Source organism: Nocardioides panaciterrulae (genome assembly GCF_013409645.1).
In the GTDB taxonomy this organism is placed as follows: domain Bacteria; phylum Actinomycetota; class Actinomycetes; order Propionibacteriales; family Nocardioidaceae; genus Nocardioides; species Nocardioides panaciterrulae.
On sequence record NZ_JACCBG010000001.1, the window covers coordinates 2,719,440 to 2,742,469 of the forward strand.

A 23,030-nucleotide genomic window follows, 5' to 3' on the forward strand; every position below is an offset into this window, starting at 1 on the left:
TGAGTTCAGACGATCCGGTGCATCCAGCCGAAGGCGTCCTCGGCGCGGCCGTACTGGATGTCCACGAGCGCCTGGCGCACCTTCATCGTCAGCTCGGTGCCGACCGGGGCGGGCACCTCGCCGCCCTCCCACTTCAGGCTGCCCACGGGGGTCACCACGGCGGCGGTGCCGCAGGCGAAGATCTCGGTGATCCGGCCGCTGGTCACGCCCTCGCGCCACTCGTCGATGGAGAACCGGCGCTCCTCGACCTGGTGGCCGAGCTTGCCGGCGAGCTCGATGATGCTCGAGCGGGTGATGCCCTCGAGGATGGTGCCGGTCGCCGGGGTGACGATGTGGCCGTCGTCGAAGACGAAGTACATGTTCATGCCGCCGAGCTCCTCGACGTACTTCCCCTCCTGCGCGTCGAGGAAGACCACCTGGTCGCAGCCGTGGGCGGAGGCCTCCTGCTGCGCGACCAGCGAGCTGGCGTAGTTGCCGCCGGTCTTGGCGGCGCCCATGCCGCCGCGGCCGGCGCGGGTGTACTCCTCGGTCAGCCACAGCGTGACCGGCTTGACCCCGCCCTTGAAGTAGGCGCCGGCCGGGCTGGCGATCACCATGAAGGTGACGTGCTGGCTGGGGCGCACCCCGAGGAACTTCTCGGTGGCGATCATGAACGGGCGGACGTAGAGGCTCTTCTCGCCCGTGGAGTCCGGCACCCACCGCTGGTCGACGGCGACCAGCTCGTCGACGGCCTGCACGAAGTCGGCCTCGTCGAGCACCGGGAAGGCCAGCCGCTTGCTCGAGCGGGCCATCCGGGCGGCGTTCTCCTCCGGGCGGAACGACCAGATCGAGCCGTCCTCGTGCCGATAGGCCTTCATGCCCTCGAAGGTCTCCTGCGCGTAGTGCAGCACCGCGGTCGCCGGGTCCAGCGTCAGCGGGCCGTACGGCGTGATCCGCGCGTCGTGCCACCCCTCCGCCGGGGTCCACTCCACGGTGAACATGTGGTCGGTGAAGTACTGACCGAACCCGGGGTTGGCCAGGATCTCCGCGAGACGCGCGTCCGTGACCGGCTGGGCGTTGTGGGTGGTGCTGATCTGCATGGGAGGCACGTTAGCCGACCTTCCTGCCGGCGGCGCCGGCGGACGTGGTGGGATCCCCGGCAGCCCGGGGATCCCGGCGCGGTCTCAGCCGCCGACCCGCGCGGCCACGGCGTCGCCGATCTCGGCCGTGCGCCGGGTGGCGCCCGGGGTGCGCTCGGCGAGGTCGGCCACGACCGCACGCTCGACGGCGGCCGCGGCGTCGGCGTACCCGAGGTGGTCGAGCAGCAACGACGCCGAGAGGATCGCGGCGGTGGGGTCGGCCTTCTGCTGACCCGCGATGTCCGGCGCGGAGCCGTGCACGGGCTCGAACATCGAGGGCGCGGTGCGGTCGGGGTTGATGTTGCCCGACGCGGCCAGCCCGATGCCGCCGGTGATCGCGGCGGCCAGGTCGGTGAGGATGTCGCCGAAGAGGTTGTCGGTGACGATCACGTCGAAGCGCCGCGGGTCGGTGGCGAGGAAGATCGTCGCGGCGTCCACGTGCAGGTAGTCCACGGCCACCTCGGGGAACTCGCGCCCGACCTCGTCGACCAGCCGGCTCCAGACCTTGCCGGCGTTGACCAGCACGTTGGTCTTGTGGACCAGCGTCAGCTTCCGGCGCGGCCGGCGCCGGGCCCGGGCGAACGCGTCGCGCACCACCCGCTCGACGCCGTACGCCGTGTTGAGCGAGACCTCGGTCGCCACCTCGTGGGGGGTGCCGACCCGGACCGCGCCGCCGTTGCCGGTGTAGGGGCCCTCGGTGCCCTCGCGGACGACCACGAAGTCGACCTCGCCGGGGTGCCCCGTGATCTCGGGACGGAGCGGCGAGACCGCGCCCGGGAAGATCCGGGAGGGGCGCAGGTTGACGTAGTGGTCGAGCTCGAAGCGCAGCCGCAGCAGCAGCCCGCGCTCGAGGATGCCGGGCGGCAGGTTCGGGTCGCCGGGCCGGCCGCCGACGGCGCCGAGCAGGATCGCGTCCTGGCCGCGGACCTCCTCGAGCACCGAGTCGGGCAGCACCTCACCGGTCGCGAGGTAGCGCTCAGCGCCGAGGTCGTAGCGGGTGGGCTCGAACTTGACCCCGGCCGGCGCCGCGGCCTCGAGGACCTTCAGGGCCTCCGCGGTCACCTCCGGCCCGATCCCGTCTCCGGGGATGACGGCGAGGCGGACGGTGCCCGAGGCGGCGGCGACGGCCGGGGTCGTGTCAGTCATGCCCGGAACGTTAGTTGTCCTCGGGGCGGAACCCGCCGTTGTCCCGCAGGTCGAGCGAGGCCTGGACGGCGGCCGTGGTGTTCTCGGCGCTGCGGGGGTTCTCCGGGTGGTGGCTGGCCGGTCCCCAGTCGGGGTACATGTCGTACATCGCTTGTCTCTTCTCTGGTGTCTCGTGGTCGGTCGGGAATGACTCGGGAATGACGAGGCCTCGCGTGGCGATGAGGGTCGTCCCACGGATCGCGTGAGAGAGCTGAGCCGGATGCGGGTCGCACAGGATCGCTGTCGCGCTGCTGGCGTACCGCCGCGGAGGTCTTCGGTTCCGGTCGGCCCGGGGTACCGGGCCGGAAGGCCGGGGATGGGGGCCGCTCACGCCGAACTCCGCGACGAGGTGGCCCTACCGATCAGGCCTCGCCGCGGCTTTCGATGAGTACGAAGACGCTCCGCATGGTGCGTCCACGGTACGACGGGGGCCGGGGACGTGACACGCGATTTCCGTCAACTGCTCACGATGCGAGACGACGCGACCAGGATGAGAGACTCCTCGACATGTCCGCTCCCCCCGACCTGCCCGAGATCGTCGCGCGCGCGTTCGCGGTCTCCCGCACCGCCGGCTACGTGTCGTTCTGCCGCAACGAGACCGGCCGTCTGCTCGCGACGCTGGCGGCGACCCGGAGCGGCACGATGGCGGAGTTCGGCACCGGCTGCGGCGTCGGCACCGCCTGGCTGCGCTCGGGGCTGCGCGGCGACGCGCGGATCCTCACCGCCGAGCTCGACGACCGGCTGGCCGGCGCCGCCGCGAAGATCTTCGTCGACGACCCGCAGGTCGAGGTGCTCTCCGCCGACTGGTCGACGCTGCTCGACAAGGGCCCGTTCTCGCTGCTCTTCCTCGACTCCGGGGAGCCCACGCAGGTGGGTGTCGACGCGATCGCCGACCTGGTCGAGGAGGGCGGCCTGGTCGTGCTCGACGACTTCGTCCCCTGCGAGATGTGGCCACCGATCACCGGCGGCCGGGTGGACAGCCTGCGCGAGCAGTGGCTGACCGACGAGCGGTTCACCGCCGTGGAGGTCATGGTCGCCCCGGACGCCTCCACGATCCTCGCCACCCGGCGCTGAGTCACCCGAGGCTGGCCGACCAGGGCCGGGCCGACCGGCGTTGAGCCGCCGCCGGGCCGGACCTCAGCGGTGGAGCGGGACGATCCACCGGGGCAGCCAGCGCTGGGTCAGCGGCCCGACGGTGAACGCGAACAGCACGGTGCCGACCCCGGCCACGCCCCCGAGCAGCAGGCCGACCAGCACGACCGCGACCTCCAGCAGCGTGCGGACCAGGCGCAGCGAGAGGCCGGTGCGCCGGTGCAGCCCCGTCATCAGCCCGTCGCGCGGACCGCGGCCGAACTGGGCGCCGATGTACATCGCGCCGGCGAGCCCGCAGAGCGCGATGCCGCCGAGCATCAGTGCGACCCGCAGCACCGGCTCCTGGGGCTGGCCGAGGATCCGGAGGGCCAGGTCGGCGGAGAACCCGACCACCACCGCGTTGGAGACGGTGCCGATGCCGGGCACCTCGCGGAGCGGGATCCAGGCCAGGAGCACCACGAAGCTCATCACCACCACGGCCTGGCCCAGGCTCAGCGGCACGTGCCGGATCAGCCCGGAGTGCAGCACGTCCCAGGGCGCCAGGCCCAGGTCGCCCGCCACCATCATCGCGATGGAGACGCCGTAGAGCACCAGCCCGACGTAGAGCTGCGGCAGCCGCCGGCCGAGGCGGCCGGCACGCAGCTGGGCGATCGGGCCGAGCTCGGCCAGCACGATCGGGCCGGACGGCGCGGTCGGGCCGCACGACGCGGCGGCGGGCGCGGCGGCGGGCGTGGTCGGGTCGGCGGAGCGGGCGGTCGAGGTCACCGGACCATCGTCCCGGCCGATTGGCCTTCTCCTCAATAGCCAATTGTGGAACAGTGGCCTGCATGAGCCAGTCCACCGTGAGCGCGACGCGAGTCGCCGCCCTGATCGGCGACTTCGACCGCAGCCCCGCCTACGCCGGCCTCGCCGAGGCACTCACGCTCCTGATCGGCGACGGCCGGATCGGGCTCGGCGCCCGGCTGCCCAGCGAGCGGGAGCTGACCGAGGCGCTCGGGGTCTCCCGGACCACGGTGACCCGGGCCTACGCCGCGCTGCGGGAGACCGGGTACGCCGAGGCCCGGCAGGGCTCGGGCACCTACACGACGGTGCCGGGCGGCCGGGCCCGCGCCCACGACCGGGCCCTGCTCCCCCGGCCCGGCGACCAGGACGCGATCGACCTGAACTGCGCCGCGGCCTCCGCCCCGCCCGGCCTCGCCACGGCGTACGCCGAGGCCGCCGCCGAGCTGCCCGCCTACCTGGGCGGGCACGGCTACTTCCCGGCCGGGCTGCCGCAGCTGCAGGCCGCCATCGCCGCGACCTACGACGCCCGCGGGCTGCCGACCGACCCCTCGCAGGTCATGGTCACCCCGGGGGCGCTGAGCGCGACCTCGGTGGTGGCCCAGGCGTGCAGCGGCCCCGGCCAGCGGGTGCTGGTCGAGTCGCCGGTCTACCCCAACGCGACCGAGGCGATCCGGCACGCCGGGGCCCGGCTGGTGGTCAGCGAGGTGGACCCGACCGGCTGGGACCTCGCCGCGGTCGCGGACACGCTGCGCCGGACGCGGCCCCGGCTGGCGTACCTGATCCCCGACTTCCAGAACCCGACCGGGCACCTGATGTCCGACGTGCAGCGCGAGCAGTACGCCGCGCACCTGCGACGCTCGGGCACGACCGCGGTCGTCGACGAGGCCCACCAGGCGCTGGCGCTGGACGGGCGGCCGATGCCGCGGCCGTTCGCGGCCCACGCCCCCGACGCGATCACGATCGGCAGCGCCAGCAAGACCTTCTGGGGCGGGCTGCGGCTGGGGTGGATCCGGGCGCCGCACGAGCGGATGGAGCAGCTGACCGAGGCCCGGGTCTCCCTCGACCTCGGGACGCCGGTGATGGAGCAGCTGGTGCTGGCGCGGCTGCTGGCCGACCCCGCCCAGGTGCTGGCCGAGCACCGGGCGCGCCTGCGCGAGCAGCGCGACGCGCTGGTGCGCCGGGTCGCCGGGGCGCTGCCGGAGTGGCGCTTCGTCGTCCCCGGCGGCGGCCTCGCGCTGTGGTGCGAGCTCCCCGGCCCGCTCGGCACCGCGCTGGCCACCGAGGCCGAGCGGCACGGGGTGATCGTCGCGCCGGGTCCGGTCTTCGCCGCCGAGGGTGGCCTCGACCGGTTCGTGCGGATCCCCTGGACCCGGCCGGTCGCCGAGCTGGAGACCGCCGTGGACCGGCTGGCGACCGCCTGGGCGGTCGTCCGGGGCCGCGCCGGCGGCCCCTCCCGCGGCGCCGGACGCGGGTCCGGCCGGGGGTCGGGCCGGGTGATGGTCGCCTGACCGCTCGCGCGGTCGGCGGCGATCCGGCCCCGGTCGGGGGCGGGGCTCGGTCAGGCCAGGTCGACCGCGCGCACCGAGGTGGCGTCCATCGCGTGCTGGATCTCGACCAGCGCCTCGGCGGGGATCCGGGAGTCCACGGAGAGCACCACCAGCGCCCGGCCGCCGGCGCTGTCGCGGACCACCTGCATGCCGGCGATGTTGACCCCGGCGTCGCCGAGGATGCCGCCCACGGTGCCGACCATCCCGGGCCGGTCGCCGTAGCTGAAGAACGCCAGGTGCTCGGTCGGCTCGATGTCGACGTCGAAGCCGTTGACCTCGACCAGCCGCTCCTTGTGGGCCAGGCCGATCAGGGTGCCGCCCACCGACACCTGGGAGCCGTCCGCGAGCGTGCCGCGCAGCGTGATCAGGTTGCGGTGGTCGGGGCTCTCCGGCTCGGTCACCAGGCGTACGGCGCAGCCGCGCTCGGCGGCCAGCAGCGGCGCGTTCACGTAGGACACCTGCTCGCCGACGATGTCGGTGAACAGCCCCTTCAGCGCGGCCAGCTCGAGCACCTTCACGTCGAAGTCGGCGATCTCGCCGCGCACCTCGACGTCGAGCTGCTGGCAGACCTCCCCGGCCAGCCCGGTGAAGATCCGCCCGAGCTTCTCGGTGAGCGGGATGCCGGGCCGCACGTCCTCGGCGATCACCCCGCCCTGCACGTTGACCGCGTCGGGCACCAGCTCGCCCTCCAGGGCCAGCCGCACCGAGCGCGCCACGGCCAGCCCGGCCTTCTCCTGGGCCTCGTCGGTCGAGGCCCCCAGGTGCGGGGTCGCCACCACGTTGTCGAGCTCGAGCAGCGGGCTGTCGGTGCTCGGCTCGCGGGCGAAGACGTCCAGCCCGGCGCCGGCCACCCGGCCCTCCTTGAGCGCGGCGTAGAGCGCCTCCTCGTCGACGATCCCGCCGCGGGCGGCGTTGACGAGCACCAGCGACGGCTTGACCCGGGCCAGCTGCTCGGCCCCGATCAGGCCGACGGTCTCCGGCGTGCGCGGCAGGTGCACGGACATGAAGTCCGCCTGCGCCAGCAGCGTGTCCAGGTCGACGAGCCGGACGCCCAGCTGCGCCGCCCGGCCGGCCTGGACGTAGGGGTCGTAGGCGAGCAGCTGCATCCCGAACGCCGCCAGCCGCTGCGCCACGAGCACGCCGATCCGGCCGAGCCCGACGATGCCCACGGTCTTGCCGTAGAGCTCGGTCCCCGTGTAGCGCGACCGCTGCCACTCCCCCTTCCGCAGCGACTGGTGGGCGGCGGAGAGGTGCCGGGCCGCGGCCAGCATCAACCCGACGGCCAGCTCGGCGGCGGAGACGATGTTGGAGGTCGGCGCGTTCACCACCATCACCCCGGCCTGGGTGGCGGCGCGCACGTCGACGTTGTCGAGCCCGACCCCGGCGCGGGCGACCACCTTCAGCCGCGGCGCCGCGGCCAGCGCCTCGGCGTCGATCCGGGTGGCCGAGCGCACCAGCACCGCCTCGGCGTCTGGGAGCGCGGCCAGCAGCGCGCCGCGGTCGGCGCCGTCGCAGGTGCGGATGTCGAAGTCCGGCCCGAGGGCGTCGACCGTGGCGGGACTCAGCTCTTCGGCGAGCAGTACGACGGGCTTGGTCACAGCGGGTCCTCGTGCGGGGTGCCGGCAGGGACGCACGACGCTGTGCGGTCTCCCACCCTACCCGAGCGGGCCGGCGAAAATGGCTGTGTCGGTGACCGGGACGGTCGGTAGGGTGGCGGCGTGGACCTCGCCTGATCGCCCTGCCCCACCCGCCCCCGCGGGACCGAACCGATCAGCTCCGGAGCAGCATGTCCACCACCCTCACCGTCGCGGGCCTCGACGTCTCGTTCGCCGCCCGCACCCTCTTCCGCGGCCTCGACCTGGTGCTCGCCGACGGCAGCGTGACCGCCGTCGTCGGGCCCAACGGGTCCGGCAAGTCCACGCTGATGCGCACGATCGTCGGCGACCTCCCGGTCGAGACCGGGTCGGTCCGGCTCGCGCCGCGTGACGCCACCATCGGCTGGCTGCCGCAGGTGGTCCCCGACCCGGCGGAGTCGCTGCTGGCCTACGCCCGCCGGCGTACCGGCGTGGCCGCCGCGGACCTGGAGCTCGAGCGGGCCGCGACCGCGCTCGCCGCCGGCGACCCGGGCGCCGAGGACCGCTACGCCACGGCGCTGGAGCGCTGGCTCGCGCTGGGGGCGGCCGACCTGGAGGACCGGCTCCCGCAGGTCGCCGGGCCGGTGGGCCTGGACGTCGACCCCGGCCGTCCCCTCGGCAGCCTCTCGGGCGGGCAGGCCGCGCGGGCGGCCCTGGTCGCGGTGCTGCTCAGCAGGTACGACGTGCTGCTGCTCGACGAGCCGACCAACGACCTCGACGCGCGGGGCCTGGCGCTGATGACCGACTTCGTCGTCGGGCACGAGGGCCCGGTGCTGGTCGCGAGCCACGACCGGGCGTTCCTGGACACCGTCGCCACCCGGGTCGTCGAGCTGGACCTGGCCCAGCAGCGGATCGGCCACTACGCCGGGGGGTGGTCGGAGTACGCCGAGGCCCGGGCGCTGGCGCGGCGGCAGGCCCGGTCGGCGTACGAGACCTATGCGGCGCGACGCGACGACCTGGTCGCCCAGGCGCGTCGGCGCGAGGAGTGGGCCGCGCAGGGGCAGCGCAACGTCTCCGCCGGTGGCGAACCCGACAAGCACATCCGCGAGAAGCACCGCGCCCGCGCCGACCGGCAGGCGGCGAAGGGCTCCCGGCTGCGCGCCGCCGCCGACCGCCTGGAGGTCGTCGAGCAGCCGCGCAAGGAGTGGGAGCTGCGCTACGCGATCGCCGCCGGGCCGGAGCCCGCGGCCGTGGTCGCGTCGCTGGACCGGGCCGTGGTGGTCCGCGGCGACTTCCGGCTCGGCCCGGTCGACCTCGGGCTCGGCCGCGGGGACCGGGTCGCGATCAGCGGCGACAACGGCAGCGGCAAGACCACGCTGGTGGGCGCGCTGCTCGGCGAGCTGCCGCTGGACGGCGGTCGCCACACGCTCGGCTCGCGGGTGCGGCTGGGCGTGCTGGACCAGCGGCGCACGCTGCTGGAGACCGACCGGCCGGTGGCCGACGTCGTACGCCGGGAGCTGGCCGGCGTGGGCGGGCAGGAGCCGGATCGCGGGGAGGTGCGCACGCTGCTGGCCAAGTTCGGCCTCGGCAGCGAGCACGTCGACCGGCCCGCCCGCACCCTGTCGATGGGCGAGCGGACCCGGGCGCTGATGGCGCTGTTCCAGGCCCGCGAGGTCAACGTGCTGGTGCTCGACGAGCCGACCAACCACCTCGACGTCGCGGCGATCGAGCAGCTGGAGTCCGCGCTCGCGGACTACGCCGGCACGCTGCTGCTGGTCAGCCACGACGAGGCGCTGGTCGAGGCGGTCGGCCTCACCCACCGCTGGCACGTCGAGGCCGGCGTCGTCACCGTCCGGGCACTCTGACCGCTCAGCGCTCGCGCGGGATCGCCAGCCACTCGGCCCAGCTCAGGTCGCGGCCGACGTACCTCGGCCGGTGCAGCGGCCAGTCCGCGGCGATCCACCGGGGCACCAGCTCGTCGAGGGCGGCGGCGACCGGGGAGCCGACGTACTCGTCACGCACCCACCAGGAGATGTCGGCGTCCGCGCCCGCCTTGTCGGTCGGGTCGATGTAGACGCAGCCGACCAGCTCGGTCTCCCCGGCGTCGAAGAGGGCGTAGTTGAACGACTCGTGGGCGAGCGCCTCGTCCCAGTGGTGCTGCAGGTCCGCGCGGTCCTGCTCGGCGGTCATGGCCGCCGGCGGCCAGCCCCACGCCTCGCCGTAGATCGACCACAGCCGGTCGCGCGAGCCCATCACCGCGGGCAGGTCGAGCTCGGTGTCGTCGGGGTGGATCGGGCGCAGGTGGTGGCCGGTCGGGAGCTCGACGCGGGTGGGGTGCTGCCAGTCCTCGGGCAGCCAGGTCTCGGCGGTCATCGTCGTCCTCCTGTCGGGTGGACGAGCAGCGTAGGAGGCGCCCCGTCCCGTGGGCACGGGACAACCGGGCAGTGTCTGGACCGGGTGTCCCGGCGTCAGGCGAGCGTCAGGCGAACCTCAGGTGAACAGGGCCTGCCCGACGTGCTCCCCCGCCCCGGCCCCGGGAGGCACGGCGAACAGCGCCGACCCGGTCACCTGGAGGTACTCCATGAGCGCGTCCGCCTTGGCCATCTTGGCCTGGATCGGGATGAACTGGGTCCGCGGGTCACGGACGTAGGCGAGGAAGAACAGCCCGGCGTTCAGCCCGCCCAGCGCATCGGTGCCGTCGACGAAGTTGTAGCCGCGCCGCAGCATCCGGGCCCCGCCGTTGTGGTCGGGGTGCACGACGCTGACGTGGGCGTCCTCCGGGATGACCGGGCCGTGGCTGCCGGCCATCGTGAAGTCCGGGCGGGTGAACTCCCCGCCACCCGACAGCGGCGCCCCGGTGCCCTTGGTGCGGCCGATCGAGTCCTCCTGGTCGCCGAGCGTCTGGCGGTCCCAGACCTCGATGGCCATGTCGAAGCGCCGGGCCACCAGGTAGGAGCCGCCGGCCAGCCACTCGGCCGCCGGGTCGTCACCGGCGGCGACCCAGACGTGCTCGTCGACCGCGCTGGCCTGCTCGGCCTTGACGTTGTGGGTGCCGTCCTTGAAGCCGAACAGGTTCCGGGGGGTCGACTGCGACGTCGAGGTGGTGGAGGTGCGCCCGAAGCCCAGCTGCGACCAGCGCACGGCCACCGTGCCGAAGCCGATCCGGGCCAGGTTGCGGATCGCGTGCACCGCCACCTGCGGGTCGTCCGCGCAGGCCTGCACGCAGAGGTCGCCGTACGACCGCGCCTCGTCGAGCACGTCGCCGGGGAAGTGCGGCAGCTGCGCCAGGGCGGCCGGCCGCCGGTCGGCGATGCCGAACCGGTCCCGGCCGTGGGCGTCGCGGAACAGTCCGGGCCCGAAGCCGAAGGTGATGGTCAGGCCGCTGGCCGGCAGCCCGATGGCCTCGCCGGTGTCGTCGGGGGGCAGGTCGGGTGCGCCCTCCACGGCGCCGCCGCCGGCCGGCAGCCCCCGGGTCATCCGCTCCGCGGCGTCGGTCCAGGCCCTGAGCAGCGCGACCAGCTGCGCGCGCGAGCCGGTCGTGACGTCGAAGGCCGCGAAGTGCAGCCGGTCCTGGGCGGGCGTGACGATGCCGGCCTGGTGGGCGCCGCGGAACGCGTACGACGAGGTCCCGGCCGACGTCCCCGACGGCGACTGGGCGCTGGCGTGACCGGCCACGAACGCGCCGGCCAGTCCGGCCGCGGCCGCGCCGCCGCCGATCAGCCCGCGCCGGGAGACCCGGGCGCCGCGCGGCGCCGGCGGCTGCTCGAGTCGCTGCAGGTCGGGTCGCTGCTGGTCGGGTCGCTGCTGGTCGGGTCGCTGCTGCCCCGATCGCTGCTGCATGGTCAGGAGATCACCGCCGCGGTCAGCCGGGACAGCGGCTCCGCCACCGCGTTGACGGCGTCGGCGAGCCGGTGCACCTGCTGCTGGGAGAGCTGGTCGTAGGAGCGGAACCCGTCCCCGGAGCGCTGGGCGTCGAGCAGCTGCTGCAGCGCGTCGAACCGGTGCTGCAGCGTCGTGAGCAGCTGGGGGTCCCGGGCCCGGAGCAGCGGCGTGAGCACGTCGAGCGCCTTGCGCGCGCCGTCGACGTTGGCCTGGAAGTCGTAGAGGTCGGTCCGCGACCAGTACTCCTCCTCACCGCTCACCTTGCTCTTGGCGACCTCCTCGAGCAGGCCGCGCGAGCCGTTGGCGATCTGGTCGACGGTGAAGGTGAGACCGCCGATCCGCTTGTCGAGGTCCACGGTGTTGGCGAGCAGGCCCTCGGCGTACTGCTTGCGCTGCTGCTGCGTCAGCGAGGCGTACTTCTCGGCGCGGGCCGGCCACAGGTCCTTCTCGAGGCGGTGCCAGCCGGTCCACTCCTGGCCGGGCTCGAGGTCCACCTCGCGGGCGTCCATCCTCGGGTCCAGGTCGCCGAACGACTCCGCGACGGTCTCGATCCGCTCCCAGGGCGTGCGCGCCCGCGGGTAGAGCGCCTTGGCGGTGCGGTCGTCGCCGGCCTCGTAGGCCTCGACGAACGCCCGGGTGCGCTGCACCAGGAGGTCGGACTGCTGCTGGACCCAGGCGCGGTAGTCCTCCTGCGCCTCCTCGACCATCGCCTGCTCGTCGGCGGAGGTCTCGACCTTCGTGCCGGAGTCGGTGACGGTGAAGTCCGCGCGGATGCCGTCGCCCTTCATGCCCGGCTTGCAGGCGGTCGTGTAGGTGCCGGGGGCGGCCTGCACGACGAGCTGCCGGGTCAGCTGCGGTCCGATGTTTTCGACCTCGCCGACGATCCGCTTGCCGTCCTGGTCGAGCAGGTAGAACTCGGTGACCTGCGAGCCGTCGTTGGTGACCTCGAAGGTGAGCCTGCCCGAGGGGGCCTCGGTGCTGGAGAGCCGGCAGGCGTCGTCGGTCGAGCTGACGGTCACGGTGCCGTCACCGGAGGAGCCGGTCGTCTCGGAGGCGGCGTTCTGGGTGCAGGCGGCCAGCGCGGGCAGGGCGACCAGGGTCGCGGCGAGCAGGGGCAGGGGAAGGCGCATCGGAGTCCGTCTCGGGCTTCGTGGGGTGGGCAGGGGTGGTACGGCGCGTCGCGGGACCGCAGCGACCGCGCGGCGGCCGCTCAGCGGCTGCGTCGGGGCTGACGGGTCAGCGGGCGGCCGGGGCCGTCGCGGGCTGGGTCCGCTGGGCCGACTGGCCGGGGTGGCCAGCCGACGGGGCGACCGGCGGGGCGACCGCGCGGCGGCGGATGCCGCGCACGAAGAGCGTCATCGTGGGCACGACGTAGAGCAGCCAGGCGGCGGCCTCGAGGACCGTGGTGGTCGGCGAGAAGTTGAAGACGCCCTTGAGCAGCGTGGCGTACCACGAGCTCGGCGGGATCGCGCCGGAGACGTCGAAGGCGATGGTGGTCAGGCCCGGCAGGATGCCGGCCTCCTGCAGGTCGTGCACGCCGTAGGACAGGACACCGGCGGCGACGATGATCAGGAACCCACCGGTCCAGGCGAAGAAGCGGCTCAGGTTGATCTTCACCGCGCCGCGGTAGATCAGGTAGCCGAGCACCACCGCGGTCGCGAGGCCGAGGGCGGCGCCGAGCAGCGGCTGCCAGGTCGCGGTGGCCGCGGCCCCGGCGGCGTCGCGGGTGCCGGCCTCGGTGGCCGCCCACAGGAACAGCGCCGTCTCGAGGCCCTCCCGGCCGACGGCCAGCACCGCCACCACGACGAGCGACCAGCGGGCCCCCTCGGCGGCCTTGTCGATCCGGCCGCGCAGCTCCCCGCCCATCGCACGGGCGGCGCGGGCCATCCAGAAGATCATCCAGGTCACGAACCCGACCGCGACGATCGAGAGCGTCCCGCCGATGGCCTCCTGCGCCTCGAAGGTCAGCCCGCTGGGGCCCCACGTGAGCAACGCGCCGAACCCGAGGCTGATCGCCACGGCCAGCGCCACGCCGCTCCAGATCCGGGGCAGCAGGTGCCGTCGGTCGGACCTGACGAGGTAGGCGACCAGGATGCTCACGACGAGCGAGGCCTCGAGTCCCTCGCGGAGGCCGATCAGGTAGTTGCCGATCACGGGATGTCCTTCGGTGCGGTGAGGCTGTCCTTACTTAGGCACGCCTAACCTTACACATGGCACCTCGACGCGTGAACCCGTCCCGCCCTGCGACCTCGGCCACACCGACTCCCCCGAGTACGCCGAGTCGGCGCTCGTTGACACCCCGGGCACGCCGAGTCGGCGCTCGTTGACACCCGGGTACGCCGAGTCGGCGCTCCTTGACACCCGGGAGTACGCCGAGTCGGCGCCCGTTGACACCCGGGAGCACGCCGAGTCGGCGCCCGTTGACACCCGATGCGCGTCAACCTGCGCCGACTCGACGTACCTACGCGTCAACCTGCGCCGACTCGGCGTATCTGCGCGTCAACCTGCGCCGACTCGACGTACCTACGCGTCAACCTGCGCCGACTCGACGTACCTACGCGACAACCTGCGCCGACTGGGCGCGGCTGCGCGTCAATCAGCGCCGAGTCGTCAGAGGGCGCAGCCGTCGGGGCCGCAGGTCTCTCCCCCACCGGCCCCGTCCCCGATCACCTGCAGGCTCGGGCGGGCGTCGGCCCAGGCCCGCTCCAGGACCTGGTCGAAGACCTCACCGGGCTGCGCACCGGACACGCCGTACTTCTGGTCGAGCACGTAGAACGGCACGCCGGTGGCGCCGTACGCCCGGGCCTGGTCGATGTCGGCCCGCACCTCGGCGGCGTACGCGTCGGAGGTGAGCACCTCCTTGACCCGGATCTCGTCGAGCCCCACCGCGGCCGCCGCCGAGGCGAGCACGCCGTGGTCGCCGACGTCGCGCGCGTCGAGGAAGTACGCCGCGAGCAGCGCCTCCTTCAGCTCCCGCTGCAGGCTCGGCCCGCCCTCGTCGAGCGCCAGGTGGAGCAGTCGGTGCGCGTCGACGGTGTTGGTGTGCACGTTGTCGAAGAGCCGGAACGCCAGCCCCTCGCCGGCGGCCACGTCGATGAGCTGCTGCTGCATCTGGCGCATCTCGGCCTCGGTGCGGCCGTACTTGCGGGCGAGCACCCCGGTCGTGGGCTCGTGGCCGTGCCGGGGCGCGCTCGGGTCGAGCTCGAAGGAGCGGTAGACGACCTCCACCTGCTCGCTCGCCTCGGGGTGGGCCGCTTCGAACCGCGCCAGCGCCCCCTCCAGCCGGCGCTTGCCGACGTAGCACCACGGGCAGACGATGTCACTCCAGATCTCGATAAGCACGCTGGGTGGAACCGTCCGCCACCCCCGGGCTATTCCGACGGACCGGCGGGACCGGGTCCACGGCGGCCGGAGCGCCCCAGAACGCGCGAGTCGGCGCCGACCGACACCGTGGGAGGTGTCAACCAGCGCCGACTCGGCGAGGGCAGCAGGCAGGTCAGCGGGCGGAGGTGCCCTCGACGTAGTCGGAGTCGTGGGACTTCACCCACGACATCAGCTTCCGCAGCTCGCGCCCGGTCTTCTCGATCGGGTGCTGCTCGGCCTCCTCGCGGAACTTCTTGAACTCCGGCGAGCCGGCCTCCTGGTCGTCGATGAAGCGCTGCGCGAAGGAGCCGTTCTTGATGTCCTCGAGGACGGCCTTCATGTTCTCCTTGACGCGCTCGTCGATGACCCGCGGGCCGGAGACGTAGTCGCCGTACTCGGCGGTGTCGGAGACCGACCAGCGCTGCTTGGCGATGCCGCCCTCGTACATCAGGTCGACGATCAGCTTCAGCTCGTGCAGGCACTCGAAGTAGGCGACCTCGGGCTGGTAGCCGGCCTCGGTGAGCACCTCGAAGCCGTACTGCACCAGCTTGCTGGCGCCACCGCAGAGCACCGCCTGCTCGCCGAACAGGTCGGTCTCGGTCTCCTCGGTGAAGGTGGTCTTGATGCCGCCCGCGCGCAGGCCGCCGATGGCCTTGGCATAGGACAGCGCGAGGTCCCAGGCCTTGCCCGACTCGTCCTTCTCGACCGCCACAAGCACCGGCACGCCGCGCCCGTCGACGTACTCGCGGCGGACCAGGTGCCCGGGGCCCTTGGGGGCGACCATGAACACGTCGACGCCGGCCGGCGGGGTGATGTAGCCGAACCGGATGTTGAAGCCGTGGCCGAAGACCAGGGTGTCGCCCTCGGCGAGGTGCGGCTCGATCTCCTCGGCGTACAGCTTGCGCTGGTGCTGGTCGGGGGCGAGGATCACGACGACGTCGGACTCCTCCACCGCCTCGGCGGGGGTGAGCACCCGCAGGCCCTCGGCCTCGGCCTTGGCGCGGCTCTTCGAGCCGGGCTGCAGCCCGACGCGCACGTCGACGCCCGAGTCACGCAGGGACAGCGCGTGGGCGTGGCCCTGGCTGCCGTAGCCGATCACCGCCACGCTCTTGCCCTGGATCAGGGCCAGGTCGGCGTCGTCGTCGTAGAACATCTCAGCCACGGGGGCTTCTCCTTCTTGTTGTCTTCTCTGTACGTCAGGTAGGCACGTCGGGGGTTGCGGGGGCGCCGCTCAGCCGGCGACCGCGGACCGCGGCGCGGGGATCGGCACCGGGCGCATGGTGCGCTCGCTGATGGACCGCGAGCCGCGGCCGATCGCGACCATGCCGGACTGCACGAGCTCGCGGACCCCGAAGGGCTCGACGACCTTGAGGAACGCCGCGAGCTTGTCGGTGTTGCCGGTGATCTCGATGGTCACCGCGTCGGTCGCCACGTCGACCACGCGGGCCTTGAACAGCGCGACCGCGTCGAGGACCTGGCCGCGGGACTCGGCATCCGCCTTGACCTTGACCAGCAGCAGCTCCCGGTTGACCGAGGCCGGCCCGTCGAGCTCGACGATCTTGATGACCTCGACCAGCTTGTTCAGCTGCTTGGTCACCTGCTCGAGCGGCGACTCCTCGACATTGACGACGATCGTCATCCGCGAGATCTCGTCGTGCTCGGTCGGGCCCACCGCCAGCGAGTCGATGTTGAAGCCGCGCCGGCTGAACAGGCCGGCGATGCGCGCCAGCACGCCCGGCTTGTTCTCCACCAGCACCGACAGGGTGTGCTTGCTCATGCGTCCCGGACCTCCCAGTCGTCGTCCACGCCGTCGAACCTCGGCGCCATGTCGCGGGCGTACTTGATGTCGTCGTTGCTCGTGCCGGCGGCGACCATCGGCCACACCATCGCGTCGCGGTGGACCCGGAAGTCCACGACCACCGGCACGTCGTCGATCTCCATCGCCTTCCGGATCGTCGCATCGACCTCGGAGGGGCTCTCGCACGAGAGGCCCACGCAGCCGTAGGCCTCGGCGAGCTTGACGAAGTCCGGGATCCGCTTCGAGTGGAGGTCGGTGTTCGAGTAGCGCTCGTTGTAGAAGAGCGTCTGCCACTGCCGCACCATGCCCAGCGACTCGTTGTTGATCACCGCGACCTTGATCGGGATGTCGTTGATCGCGCAGGTGGCCAGCTCCTGGTTGGTCATCTGGAAGCAGCCGTCGCCGTCGATCGACCAGACCGTGCGGTCGGGGCAGCCGACCTTGGCGCCCATGGCGGCCGGCACCGAGTAGCCCATGGTCCCCAGCCCGCCGGAGTTCAGCCACGTCCCGGGCTTCTCGTACTGGATGAAGTGGGCGGCCCACATCTGGTGCTGACCGACGCCCGAGGCGAAGATCGCGTCCGGGCCGGCCAGCCGGCCGAGCCGCTCGATGACGTACTGCGGGGCCAGGCCACCGTCCGAGGGCTCGTCGTACCCCAGCGGGTAGCGCTTCTTGGTGTCGGCGAGGAAGTCCACCCAGGCCTCGTAGTCACCGGTGTGCCCGGCGTCCGCGGCGGACTTCAGCGCCACGATGAGGTCGCTGATCACCTCCCGGGCATCGCCCACGATCGGGACGTCCGCGACCCGGTTCTTGCTGATCTCGGCGGGATCGATGTCGGCGTGGATGACCTTCGCGCCCGGCGCGAACGAGTCGAGGTTGCCGGTGACCCGGTCGTCGAAGCGGGCGCCGAGGCTGATGATCAGGTCGCTGCGCTGCAGGCCGGCGACCGCGGCCACGGTGCCGTGCATGCCGGGCATGCCGAGGTGCTGGGGGTGACTGTCGGGGAACGCGCCGCGCGCCATCAGCGTGGTCACGACCGGCATCCCGGTGAGCTCGGCGAGCACCCGCAGCTCGGCGGTGGCGCCGGAGCGGATGGTGCCGCCGCCGACGTAGAGCACCGGACGCCTCGACTCGAGGATCAGCCGCGCGGCCTCGCGGATCTGCTTGGAGTGCGGCTTGGTCACCGGGCGGTAGCCGGGCAGCTGCAGCTCGGTCGGCCACGAGTACGTCGTCATGGCCTGCAGCGCCGACTTCGCGACGTCGACCAGCACCGGCCCGGGCCGCCCGGTCGAGGCGAGGTAGAACGCCTCCGCGACGGTCCGGGGGATCTCGGCGGGGTCGGTGACCAGGAAGTTGTGCTTGGTGATCGGCATCGTGATGCCGCGGATGTCGGCCTCCTGGAAGGCGTCGGTGCCGATCATCGAGGCGCCGACCTGGCCGGTGACCGCGACCAGCGGCACCGAGTCCATGTGCGCGTCGGCCAGCGGCGTGACCAGGTTGGTCGCGCCCGGCCCCGAGGTGGCCATGCAGACGCCGACCTTGCCGGTGGCCGCGGCGTACCCCTGCGCCGCGTGGCCGGCCCCCTGCTCGTGGCGCACGAGGATGTGCCGGATCGCGGTGGAGTCCATGAGGGGGTCGTACGCCGGGAGGATCGCGCCGCCGGGGATGCCGAAGATGTTCTCCGCCCCTGCGGCCTCCAGCGACTTCACCAGGCTCTGCGCGCCCGTGACCTGTTCGCTCATCGGTTGGTTCCTCATCTTCGCGGTGTGGTGGGCCGGCGGTTCCCGGCCGGGGTCGTCCGGCAACAAAAAACCCCTCGGCCGCGAGGCAACGAGGGGGACGACGCGCGTGCTGAGATCGGTGGACTCAGCTCACGCGTCGCGTGCGTACGAGAATCTGCTGGCGCATGCGTCCAACCTAGCCCTCGGCCCTCGCGGCTGGAACCGAGTCTGCCACTCGTCCCAACATCTGGGACAACGGTCCCACATCGTGGCCACTCAGGCGGAGGGGGCACCCCGACCGACCCACGTCGTGACGCAGGCCCGGTTGCCCTCGGGGTCGGCCAGCACCCAGAACGTCGGGGCGCGGTCGTCACTGACCAGGGTGCCGCCGGCCTCGAGCGCGGCCCGGACCCGCCCCTCGGCCTGCTCCGGGGGCACCCGGATGTCGAGGTGGAACCGCTGGCGGGGCGGCTCGTGCGGGTCGGTGGCCTGGAACCACAGGGTGGGCAGGATGCCGCCCCGGTCGATCAGCTCGTCGTCGACCGGGGAGTCCTCCAGCGCCAGCACCGCCCGCCAGAACGGCCGGACCGCGGCCGCGTCCACGGCGTCGAGGGCGATCTCCAGGACCTGCGGGGCGGCGACGTCGGCGGTGACGCCGAGCTCGGCGGCCAGCCCGCTGATCCGGCGCGCCAGCCGGACGTCGCGCCGGGTGACCCCGAAGACGTCGTGGCTGAACAACCGCACGTGCAGCTGGCCGTAGCGCAGGTCCAGGTCGGGGTGGTGGTCCATCTCCTCGGCGGCCTCGCCGACCGCCTGCACCAGGCGCAGCCCGGTGGCGAAGTCGCCGGTGCGGAACCGGGCGTGCAGGGCCTGGAAGAGCAGGCGCCAGTCGGTCAGCCCCTCGGCCTCGACGGCGGCGCCGTCGAGGATCACCCGGTCGTCGGTCACGGCAGCACCTTCTCACCGATCGGGCCGGGGTTCCAGGCGACCTCCCAGCGGAACCCGTCGGGGTCGCCGAAGTAGCCCGTGTAGCCGCCCCACGCACGCTCCTGCGCGTCCTGGACCGGGTCCGCCCCGGCCCGTCGGGCGGTCTCGAGCACGGCGTCGACCTCCTCACGGCTGGCCACGTTGTGGGCCAGCGTGAGCGGCGCGAGCCCCGGGCCGCGTCGGATCGCTCCGACCTCGGCCTCGAAGCCGGCCTCGTGCCACAGCGACAGCACCAGGTGCTCCCCCACCGGGATCATCAGCACCTCCCCCGGCACGTCGAGGTCGGCCGTCCAGCCCAGGCCGTCGAGGTAGAAGCGACGGGTGGCGTCGAGGTCGTGCACGGCCAGGGTGATGAAGCTGACGCGCTGGTCCATCCGGTCACTCTGGCACAGCCCGCGGACGGCGCGCGCCGGCCGGCCGCCCCGCCCCAGCCGGGGACGCGCGATCGCGGACCGGACGGTCGCGACCCGGACAGCCACCACGACCGCCGTCTCGGCGCGCTGAGTGTTGACGCGAGTGCCGTCTCGGCGCGCTGAGTGTTGACGCGAGTGCCGTCTCGACCTCAGACCGCGGCGATCCGCTCCGGCTCGGGGTGCGCCGCGCGGGAGAAGGTGGCGCGGTAGTCGCGCGGTGAGGTGCCGAGCGTGCGCTGGAAGTGGGTCCGCAGCGTCACCGCGGAGCCGAAGCCGCTGCGCCCGGCGACGAGCTCGACCGGGAGGTCGGTGGTCTCGAGCAAGCGTTGGGCGAGGATCGTGCGCTGCTGCAGCAGCCACTGGTGGGCGCTGGTGCCGGTGCGCCGGCGGAACTGCCGGGTGAAGGTGCGCCGGCTCATCACCGCCTGCTCGGCGAGCTCCTCGACGCCGAGCGGCCGGTCGAGGTGCTCCAGCGCCCAGCGCATCGCGCTCGCGAGCCCGTCGTCGGCGCGGACATCGGGGACCGGCACGTCGACGTACTGGGCCTGGCCGCCGGCGCGGTGCGGCGGCACGACCATCCGCCGGGCGACGGCGTTGGCGACCTCGGCGCCGCTGAGCGAGCGCAACAGGTGCAGGCACAGGTCGATCGCCGCCGCAGTGCCGGCGGAGGTGAGCACGTCGCCCTCGTCGACGTAGAGCACGCGCGGATCGACCCGGACCTGCGGGTAGCGGGCCGCCAGCTCCTCGGCGTACCTCCAGTGCGTGGTCGCCCGCCGCCCGTCGAGCAGCCCCGCCTCGGCGAGCGCGAAGGCGCCCCCGCAGAGCCCGACGATGCGGGCGCCCCGCGCGTGCGCCCGCCGCAGGCCGGTGAGCAACCGGGCCGGCAGCTGCTCGTCCTCGAGCCGCCCCCACCAGGGGACGATCACGACCTCGGCGTCGTCGAGCGCCTCCAGGCCGTACGGCGCCTGCAGCGTCACCCCGCTGCTGGACCGCACCGGCCCCCGCCCGACCCGCGCCACCCGGACGTCGTGCCGGGGCAGCCCCATGTCGCTTCGGTCCGCGCCGAGCACCTCGCACGGCACCGACAGGTGGAACAACGGGGTGCGGTCCATCGCGACCACGACGATCACGGCCATCGGGGGCTCCTCTCGACGGACCGATCCTAGGGCCGCCGGCCGCCGTCCGAGGGTGGCCCACGGGCCAGCTCCCGATGGATTCGGGCCATCCGATCGTTGTTGGCCCGAACCGAGCGGGAGCCGTCCCCCGGGCCACTGGTGCGGCGGCGGTACCGGTTGCACGCTGGCCGGACCATCCCCCGACGACGAAAGAGCCCGCCGATGTCCAGCAGCCGTCCCCCCGCCCTCCTCGCCGCCACGGTCACCACGCTGTCGTGGGGCGGCATGTTCGTGGTGGCCGAGTCCGCGTTCGCGCACGTCGACGCGGTGTGGCAGACCGCGCTGAGGTACGGCGCCGCCAGCGTGGTGTTCCTGGTGCTCCTCGCATTCCGCGAGGGCCGCGCCGCGTTCACGCCCTCCCGGCAGCTGCTGCCGGTCGCCGCGCTGGGCACGATCGGGTTCGCCGGGTTCAACCTGCTCGCGTTCGTCGGCCTGCGGTGGACCACGCCGCAGGCGGCCTCGCTGATCGTCTCGACGATGCCGCTGCTCACGGCGTTCGTGCTCTGGGCGCGGACCGGCGTCCGGCCCAGGCCGCTCACCTGGGCCACCGGGGCCGTGGCCCTGGTGGGGGTGGCCACCGTCCTGGGCGACGGCGACCCCGCCGCGGTGCTGCACGGCGGCCTCAACCGGGGCGACCTGCTGGTGCTCCTGGGGGCCACCTCGTGGGTCGTCTACACGACCGGGGCCGCGGGGTTCCCGCAGTGGTCGCCGCTGCGCTACACCGCGCTGAGCGCCACGGCCGGCAGCGTGGTGATCGTCGTGCTGGCGCTGGCCCTCTCGGCCGCGGGGGTCCTCGTGGTGCCGACCGCCGGCGACGTCGCGGCGATCGGCTGGCAGCTGGCCTACGTGATCGTCGTCGCCGCGGTGGTGGCCGTGCTGTGCTGGAACCACGCGATGCGGGTCCTCGGCGCCCAGGACGGCGTGCTGTTCATCAACCTGGTCCCGGTCACGACGTTCACCATCCAGGCGCTGCGCGGCGACGCCCCGCACGCGGGCGAGCTGGTCGGCGTGGCCCTCACGCTGGGCGCCCTCGTGGCCAACAACCTGCTGGGCCGCCGGGACGGGCGGCGAGCTCAGCGAGCCGGCGCGGCGAGCACCTCCGCGACCGCCTCGAGCCCGCGCCGGACCTCGGCGAACGAGGTCGACAGCGGCGACAGCCCGATCCTCAGCCCCTCGGGGTCGCGGTAGTCGGGGATCACGTCGCGGCGCCAGAGCGCGGCGGTCGCCTCCCGCATCCCCGGGTGGTTGAGGGTGACGTGGCCGCCGCGCCGGTCCGGGTCGAGCGGGGAGGCCAGCACCACCCCGGCCGGCGCGAGCAGCTCGGCGGCGAGCTGTACGGCGTACTCCGTCAGCGCGACCGACTTCCGGCGCACCGCGTCCATGCCGGCCTCGTCGATCAGCGCGAGCATGTCCTGCATCGCCAGCATGCCGAGGATCGGCGGGGTGCCGGAGAGGAAGCGGCGGATCCCCTGCGCCGGGGCGTACTCGGGGCCCATCCGGAACGGGTCGGCGGCGCCGATCCAGCCCTGGATCGGCTGCACCAGCACGCCCTGGTGGTGGGCGGCGACGTAGATGAAGGCGGGCGCCCCGGGGCCCCCGTTGAGGTACTTGTAGGTGCAGCCGACGGCGAGGTCGACCTCCCAGTTGTCCAGCTGCATCGGCACCGACCCCACCGAGTGGCTGAGGTCCCAGAGGACCAGCGCGCCGGCCTCGTGGGCGATCCGGGTCAGCTCGGGCATGTCGGCGAGCCAGGCCGACCGGTAGGCGACGTGGCTGAGCACGACCAGCGCCGTGCCCGGGCCGACCGCCGCGGCCAGCTGCTCGGCGCTCACGCCCGTGGAGGTGTCCACGTCGAGCCACCTCAGGGTGGCCCCGCACTCCTGCGCCAGGCCCTCGGCCAGGAACCGGTCGGTCGGGAAGTTGTCGCGGTCCACGACGATCTCCGCGCGCCCGGGGCGCGCGGCCAGCGCGGCGCGCATCGCCTTGTAGAGCAGCACCGTCGTGGAGTCGCCGATGACGGTCTGGCCGGGGCCGGCCCCGAGGCAGACCCGGCCGATCTCGTCGCCGATCGCCGCGGGCAGCTCCATCCACCGCTCGTCCCAGCCGCGGATCAGCCGCCCGCCCCACTCCTCGGTGACGAAGCGGGCCAGCCGCTCCGCCGTCCCCTGCAGCGGTCGTCCCAGCGAGTTGCCGTCGAAGTAGACCAGCGGGCTCGCGGCGCCGACGAAGCGGTCCCGGTACGACGCCAGCGGGTCGTCGCGGTCGAGCCGCTCGGCCGTCGAGGGGGTGGTCGGGTCGGCGGGGCGGCCTGCGGTGCTGTGGGTCACGCGGACATGTCTACCGCAGCCCGGGAGCCCGAGCGCTCCGGGTGGCCCAGGTGTCCCAGGTATCC

The 23,030-nt window shown here is 73.6% G+C and carries 20 protein-coding genes and 1 pseudogene; 4 read left to right on the top strand and 17 right to left on the bottom strand.

Features of this window, described 5'->3' with window-relative positions; genetic code table 11:
- Positions 1-5: 5 nt before the first annotated feature.
- From BJZ21_RS12935 to BJZ21_RS12945, 3 genes are all read right to left on the bottom strand, one after another.
- On the bottom strand, positions 6-1,079 hold the full coding sequence (locus BJZ21_RS12935; protein ID WP_179664130.1) for a branched-chain amino acid aminotransferase: 1,074 nt from the start codon (positions 1,077-1,079) through the stop codon (positions 6-8).
- Between the two features lie 84 nt (positions 1,080-1,163).
- Positions 1,164-2,264: a 3-isopropylmalate dehydrogenase gene (locus BJZ21_RS12940; protein WP_179664131.1), complete on the bottom strand. Its 1,101-nt coding sequence runs from the start codon at positions 2,262-2,264 to the stop codon at positions 1,164-1,166.
- Positions 2,265-2,274: 10 nt separating this feature from the next.
- Entirely contained in the window at positions 2,275-2,412 is a 138-nt protein-coding gene (locus BJZ21_RS12945) for a hypothetical protein (protein WP_179664132.1), read from the bottom strand.
- 398 nt (positions 2,413-2,810) lie between these two features.
- Between BJZ21_RS12945 and BJZ21_RS12950 the strand changes: the two genes are divergently transcribed.
- Positions 2,811-3,377: an O-methyltransferase gene (locus BJZ21_RS12950; RefSeq protein ID WP_179664133.1), complete on the top strand. Its 567-nt coding sequence runs from the start codon at positions 2,811-2,813 to the stop codon at positions 3,375-3,377.
- 63 nt (positions 3,378-3,440) lie between these two features.
- Here the strand turns inward: BJZ21_RS12950 and yczE are convergent, their stop codons facing one another.
- Positions 3,441-4,160, bottom strand: a complete 720-nt coding sequence (gene yczE / locus BJZ21_RS12955) for a membrane protein YczE (protein WP_343052127.1) — start codon at positions 4,158-4,160, stop codon at positions 3,441-3,443.
- Positions 4,161-4,222: 62 nt separating this feature from the next.
- On the opposite strand from yczE, the gene yczR reads away from it, so the two are divergent.
- Positions 4,223-5,686 carry a MocR-like transcription factor YczR gene (gene yczR, locus BJZ21_RS12960; protein WP_179664134.1) on the top strand — a complete coding sequence of 488 codons (1,464 nt, stop codon included), beginning with the start codon at positions 4,223-4,225 and terminating at the stop codon, positions 5,684-5,686.
- A 50-nt stretch (positions 5,687-5,736) separates the two neighbouring features.
- Here the strand turns inward: yczR and serA are convergent, their stop codons facing one another.
- Entirely contained in the window at positions 5,737-7,323 is a 1,587-nt protein-coding gene (gene serA / locus BJZ21_RS12965) for a phosphoglycerate dehydrogenase (RefSeq protein ID WP_179664135.1), read from the bottom strand.
- 188 nt (positions 7,324-7,511) lie between these two features.
- Between serA and BJZ21_RS12970 the strand changes: the two genes are divergently transcribed.
- A complete protein-coding gene (locus BJZ21_RS12970; protein ID WP_179664136.1) occupies positions 7,512-9,164 on the top strand; it encodes an ABC-F family ATP-binding cassette domain-containing protein in 1,653 nt (550 codons plus the stop codon).
- A 4-nt stretch (positions 9,165-9,168) separates the two neighbouring features.
- On the opposite strand, the gene BJZ21_RS12975 is transcribed toward BJZ21_RS12970, so the two are convergent.
- The 11 genes and pseudogenes from BJZ21_RS12975 to BJZ21_RS13025 all read right to left on the bottom strand — a co-directional run bounded on the left by BJZ21_RS12975 (position 9,169) and on the right by BJZ21_RS13025 (position 20,599).
- Complete coding sequence (locus BJZ21_RS12975) at positions 9,169-9,672, bottom strand: GNAT family N-acetyltransferase (protein WP_179664137.1); 504 nt, start codon at positions 9,670-9,672, stop codon at positions 9,169-9,171.
- A 117-nt stretch (positions 9,673-9,789) separates the two neighbouring features.
- Positions 9,790-11,139: an iron uptake transporter deferrochelatase/peroxidase subunit gene (efeB, locus tag BJZ21_RS12980; protein ID WP_179664138.1), complete on the bottom strand. Its 1,350-nt coding sequence runs from the start codon at positions 11,137-11,139 to the stop codon at positions 9,790-9,792.
- A 2-nt stretch (positions 11,140-11,141) separates the two neighbouring features.
- The gene (gene efeO / locus BJZ21_RS12985; protein ID WP_179664139.1) at positions 11,142-12,311 is read right to left on the bottom strand and encodes an iron uptake system protein EfeO; all 1,170 of its coding nucleotides are present in this window, start codon (positions 12,309-12,311) and stop codon (positions 11,142-11,144) included.
- Between the two features lie 106 nt (positions 12,312-12,417).
- The gene (gene efeU, locus BJZ21_RS12990) at positions 12,418-13,335 is read right to left on the bottom strand and encodes an iron uptake transporter permease EfeU (protein ID WP_179664140.1); all 918 of its coding nucleotides are present in this window, start codon (positions 13,333-13,335) and stop codon (positions 12,418-12,420) included.
- Positions 13,336-13,791: 456 nt separating this feature from the next.
- A complete protein-coding gene (locus tag BJZ21_RS12995) occupies positions 13,792-14,523 on the bottom strand; it encodes a DsbA family protein (RefSeq protein WP_179664141.1) in 732 nt (243 codons plus the stop codon).
- A 154-nt stretch (positions 14,524-14,677) separates the two neighbouring features.
- Positions 14,678-15,718: pseudogene (gene ilvC / locus BJZ21_RS13000) on the bottom strand (ketol-acid reductoisomerase); the annotation flags it as partial.
- A gap of 57 nt (positions 15,719-15,775) precedes the next feature.
- Positions 15,776-16,321, bottom strand: coding sequence for an acetolactate synthase small subunit (gene ilvN, locus BJZ21_RS13005; RefSeq protein ID WP_179664143.1), 546 nt, complete (start codon positions 16,319-16,321; stop codon positions 15,776-15,778).
- Positions 16,318-18,084 carry an acetolactate synthase large subunit gene (locus tag BJZ21_RS13010; RefSeq protein ID WP_246298499.1) on the bottom strand — a complete coding sequence of 589 codons (1,767 nt, stop codon included), beginning with the start codon at positions 18,082-18,084 and terminating at the stop codon, positions 16,318-16,320. Before BJZ21_RS13010 ends, ilvN begins: the two co-directional genes overlap by 4 nt.
- 255 nt (positions 18,085-18,339) lie before the next feature.
- Positions 18,340-19,011: a VOC family protein gene (locus BJZ21_RS13015; RefSeq protein ID WP_179664145.1), complete on the bottom strand. Its 672-nt coding sequence runs from the start codon at positions 19,009-19,011 to the stop codon at positions 18,340-18,342.
- Positions 19,008-19,424, bottom strand: coding sequence for a VOC family protein (locus tag BJZ21_RS13020; protein ID WP_179664146.1), 417 nt, complete (start codon positions 19,422-19,424; stop codon positions 19,008-19,010). Before BJZ21_RS13020 ends, BJZ21_RS13015 begins: the two co-directional genes overlap by 4 nt.
- Positions 19,425-19,612: 188 nt before the next feature.
- Positions 19,613-20,599, bottom strand: coding sequence for a GlxA family transcriptional regulator (locus tag BJZ21_RS13025; RefSeq protein ID WP_179664147.1), 987 nt, complete (start codon positions 20,597-20,599; stop codon positions 19,613-19,615).
- Positions 20,600-20,800: 201 nt separating this feature from the next.
- Here BJZ21_RS13025 and BJZ21_RS13030 point away from each other — a divergent pair, with 201 nt between their 5' ends.
- Positions 20,801-21,826: a DMT family transporter gene (locus BJZ21_RS13030; protein WP_179664148.1), complete on the top strand. Its 1,026-nt coding sequence runs from the start codon at positions 20,801-20,803 to the stop codon at positions 21,824-21,826.
- On the opposite strand, the gene BJZ21_RS13035 is transcribed toward BJZ21_RS13030, so the two are convergent.
- Complete coding sequence (locus BJZ21_RS13035; RefSeq protein ID WP_179664149.1) at positions 21,712-22,965, bottom strand: aminotransferase class V-fold PLP-dependent enzyme; 1,254 nt, start codon at positions 22,963-22,965, stop codon at positions 21,712-21,714. The genes BJZ21_RS13030 and BJZ21_RS13035 overlap by 115 nt on opposite strands.
- Between the last annotated feature and the right edge of the window lie 65 nt (positions 22,966-23,030).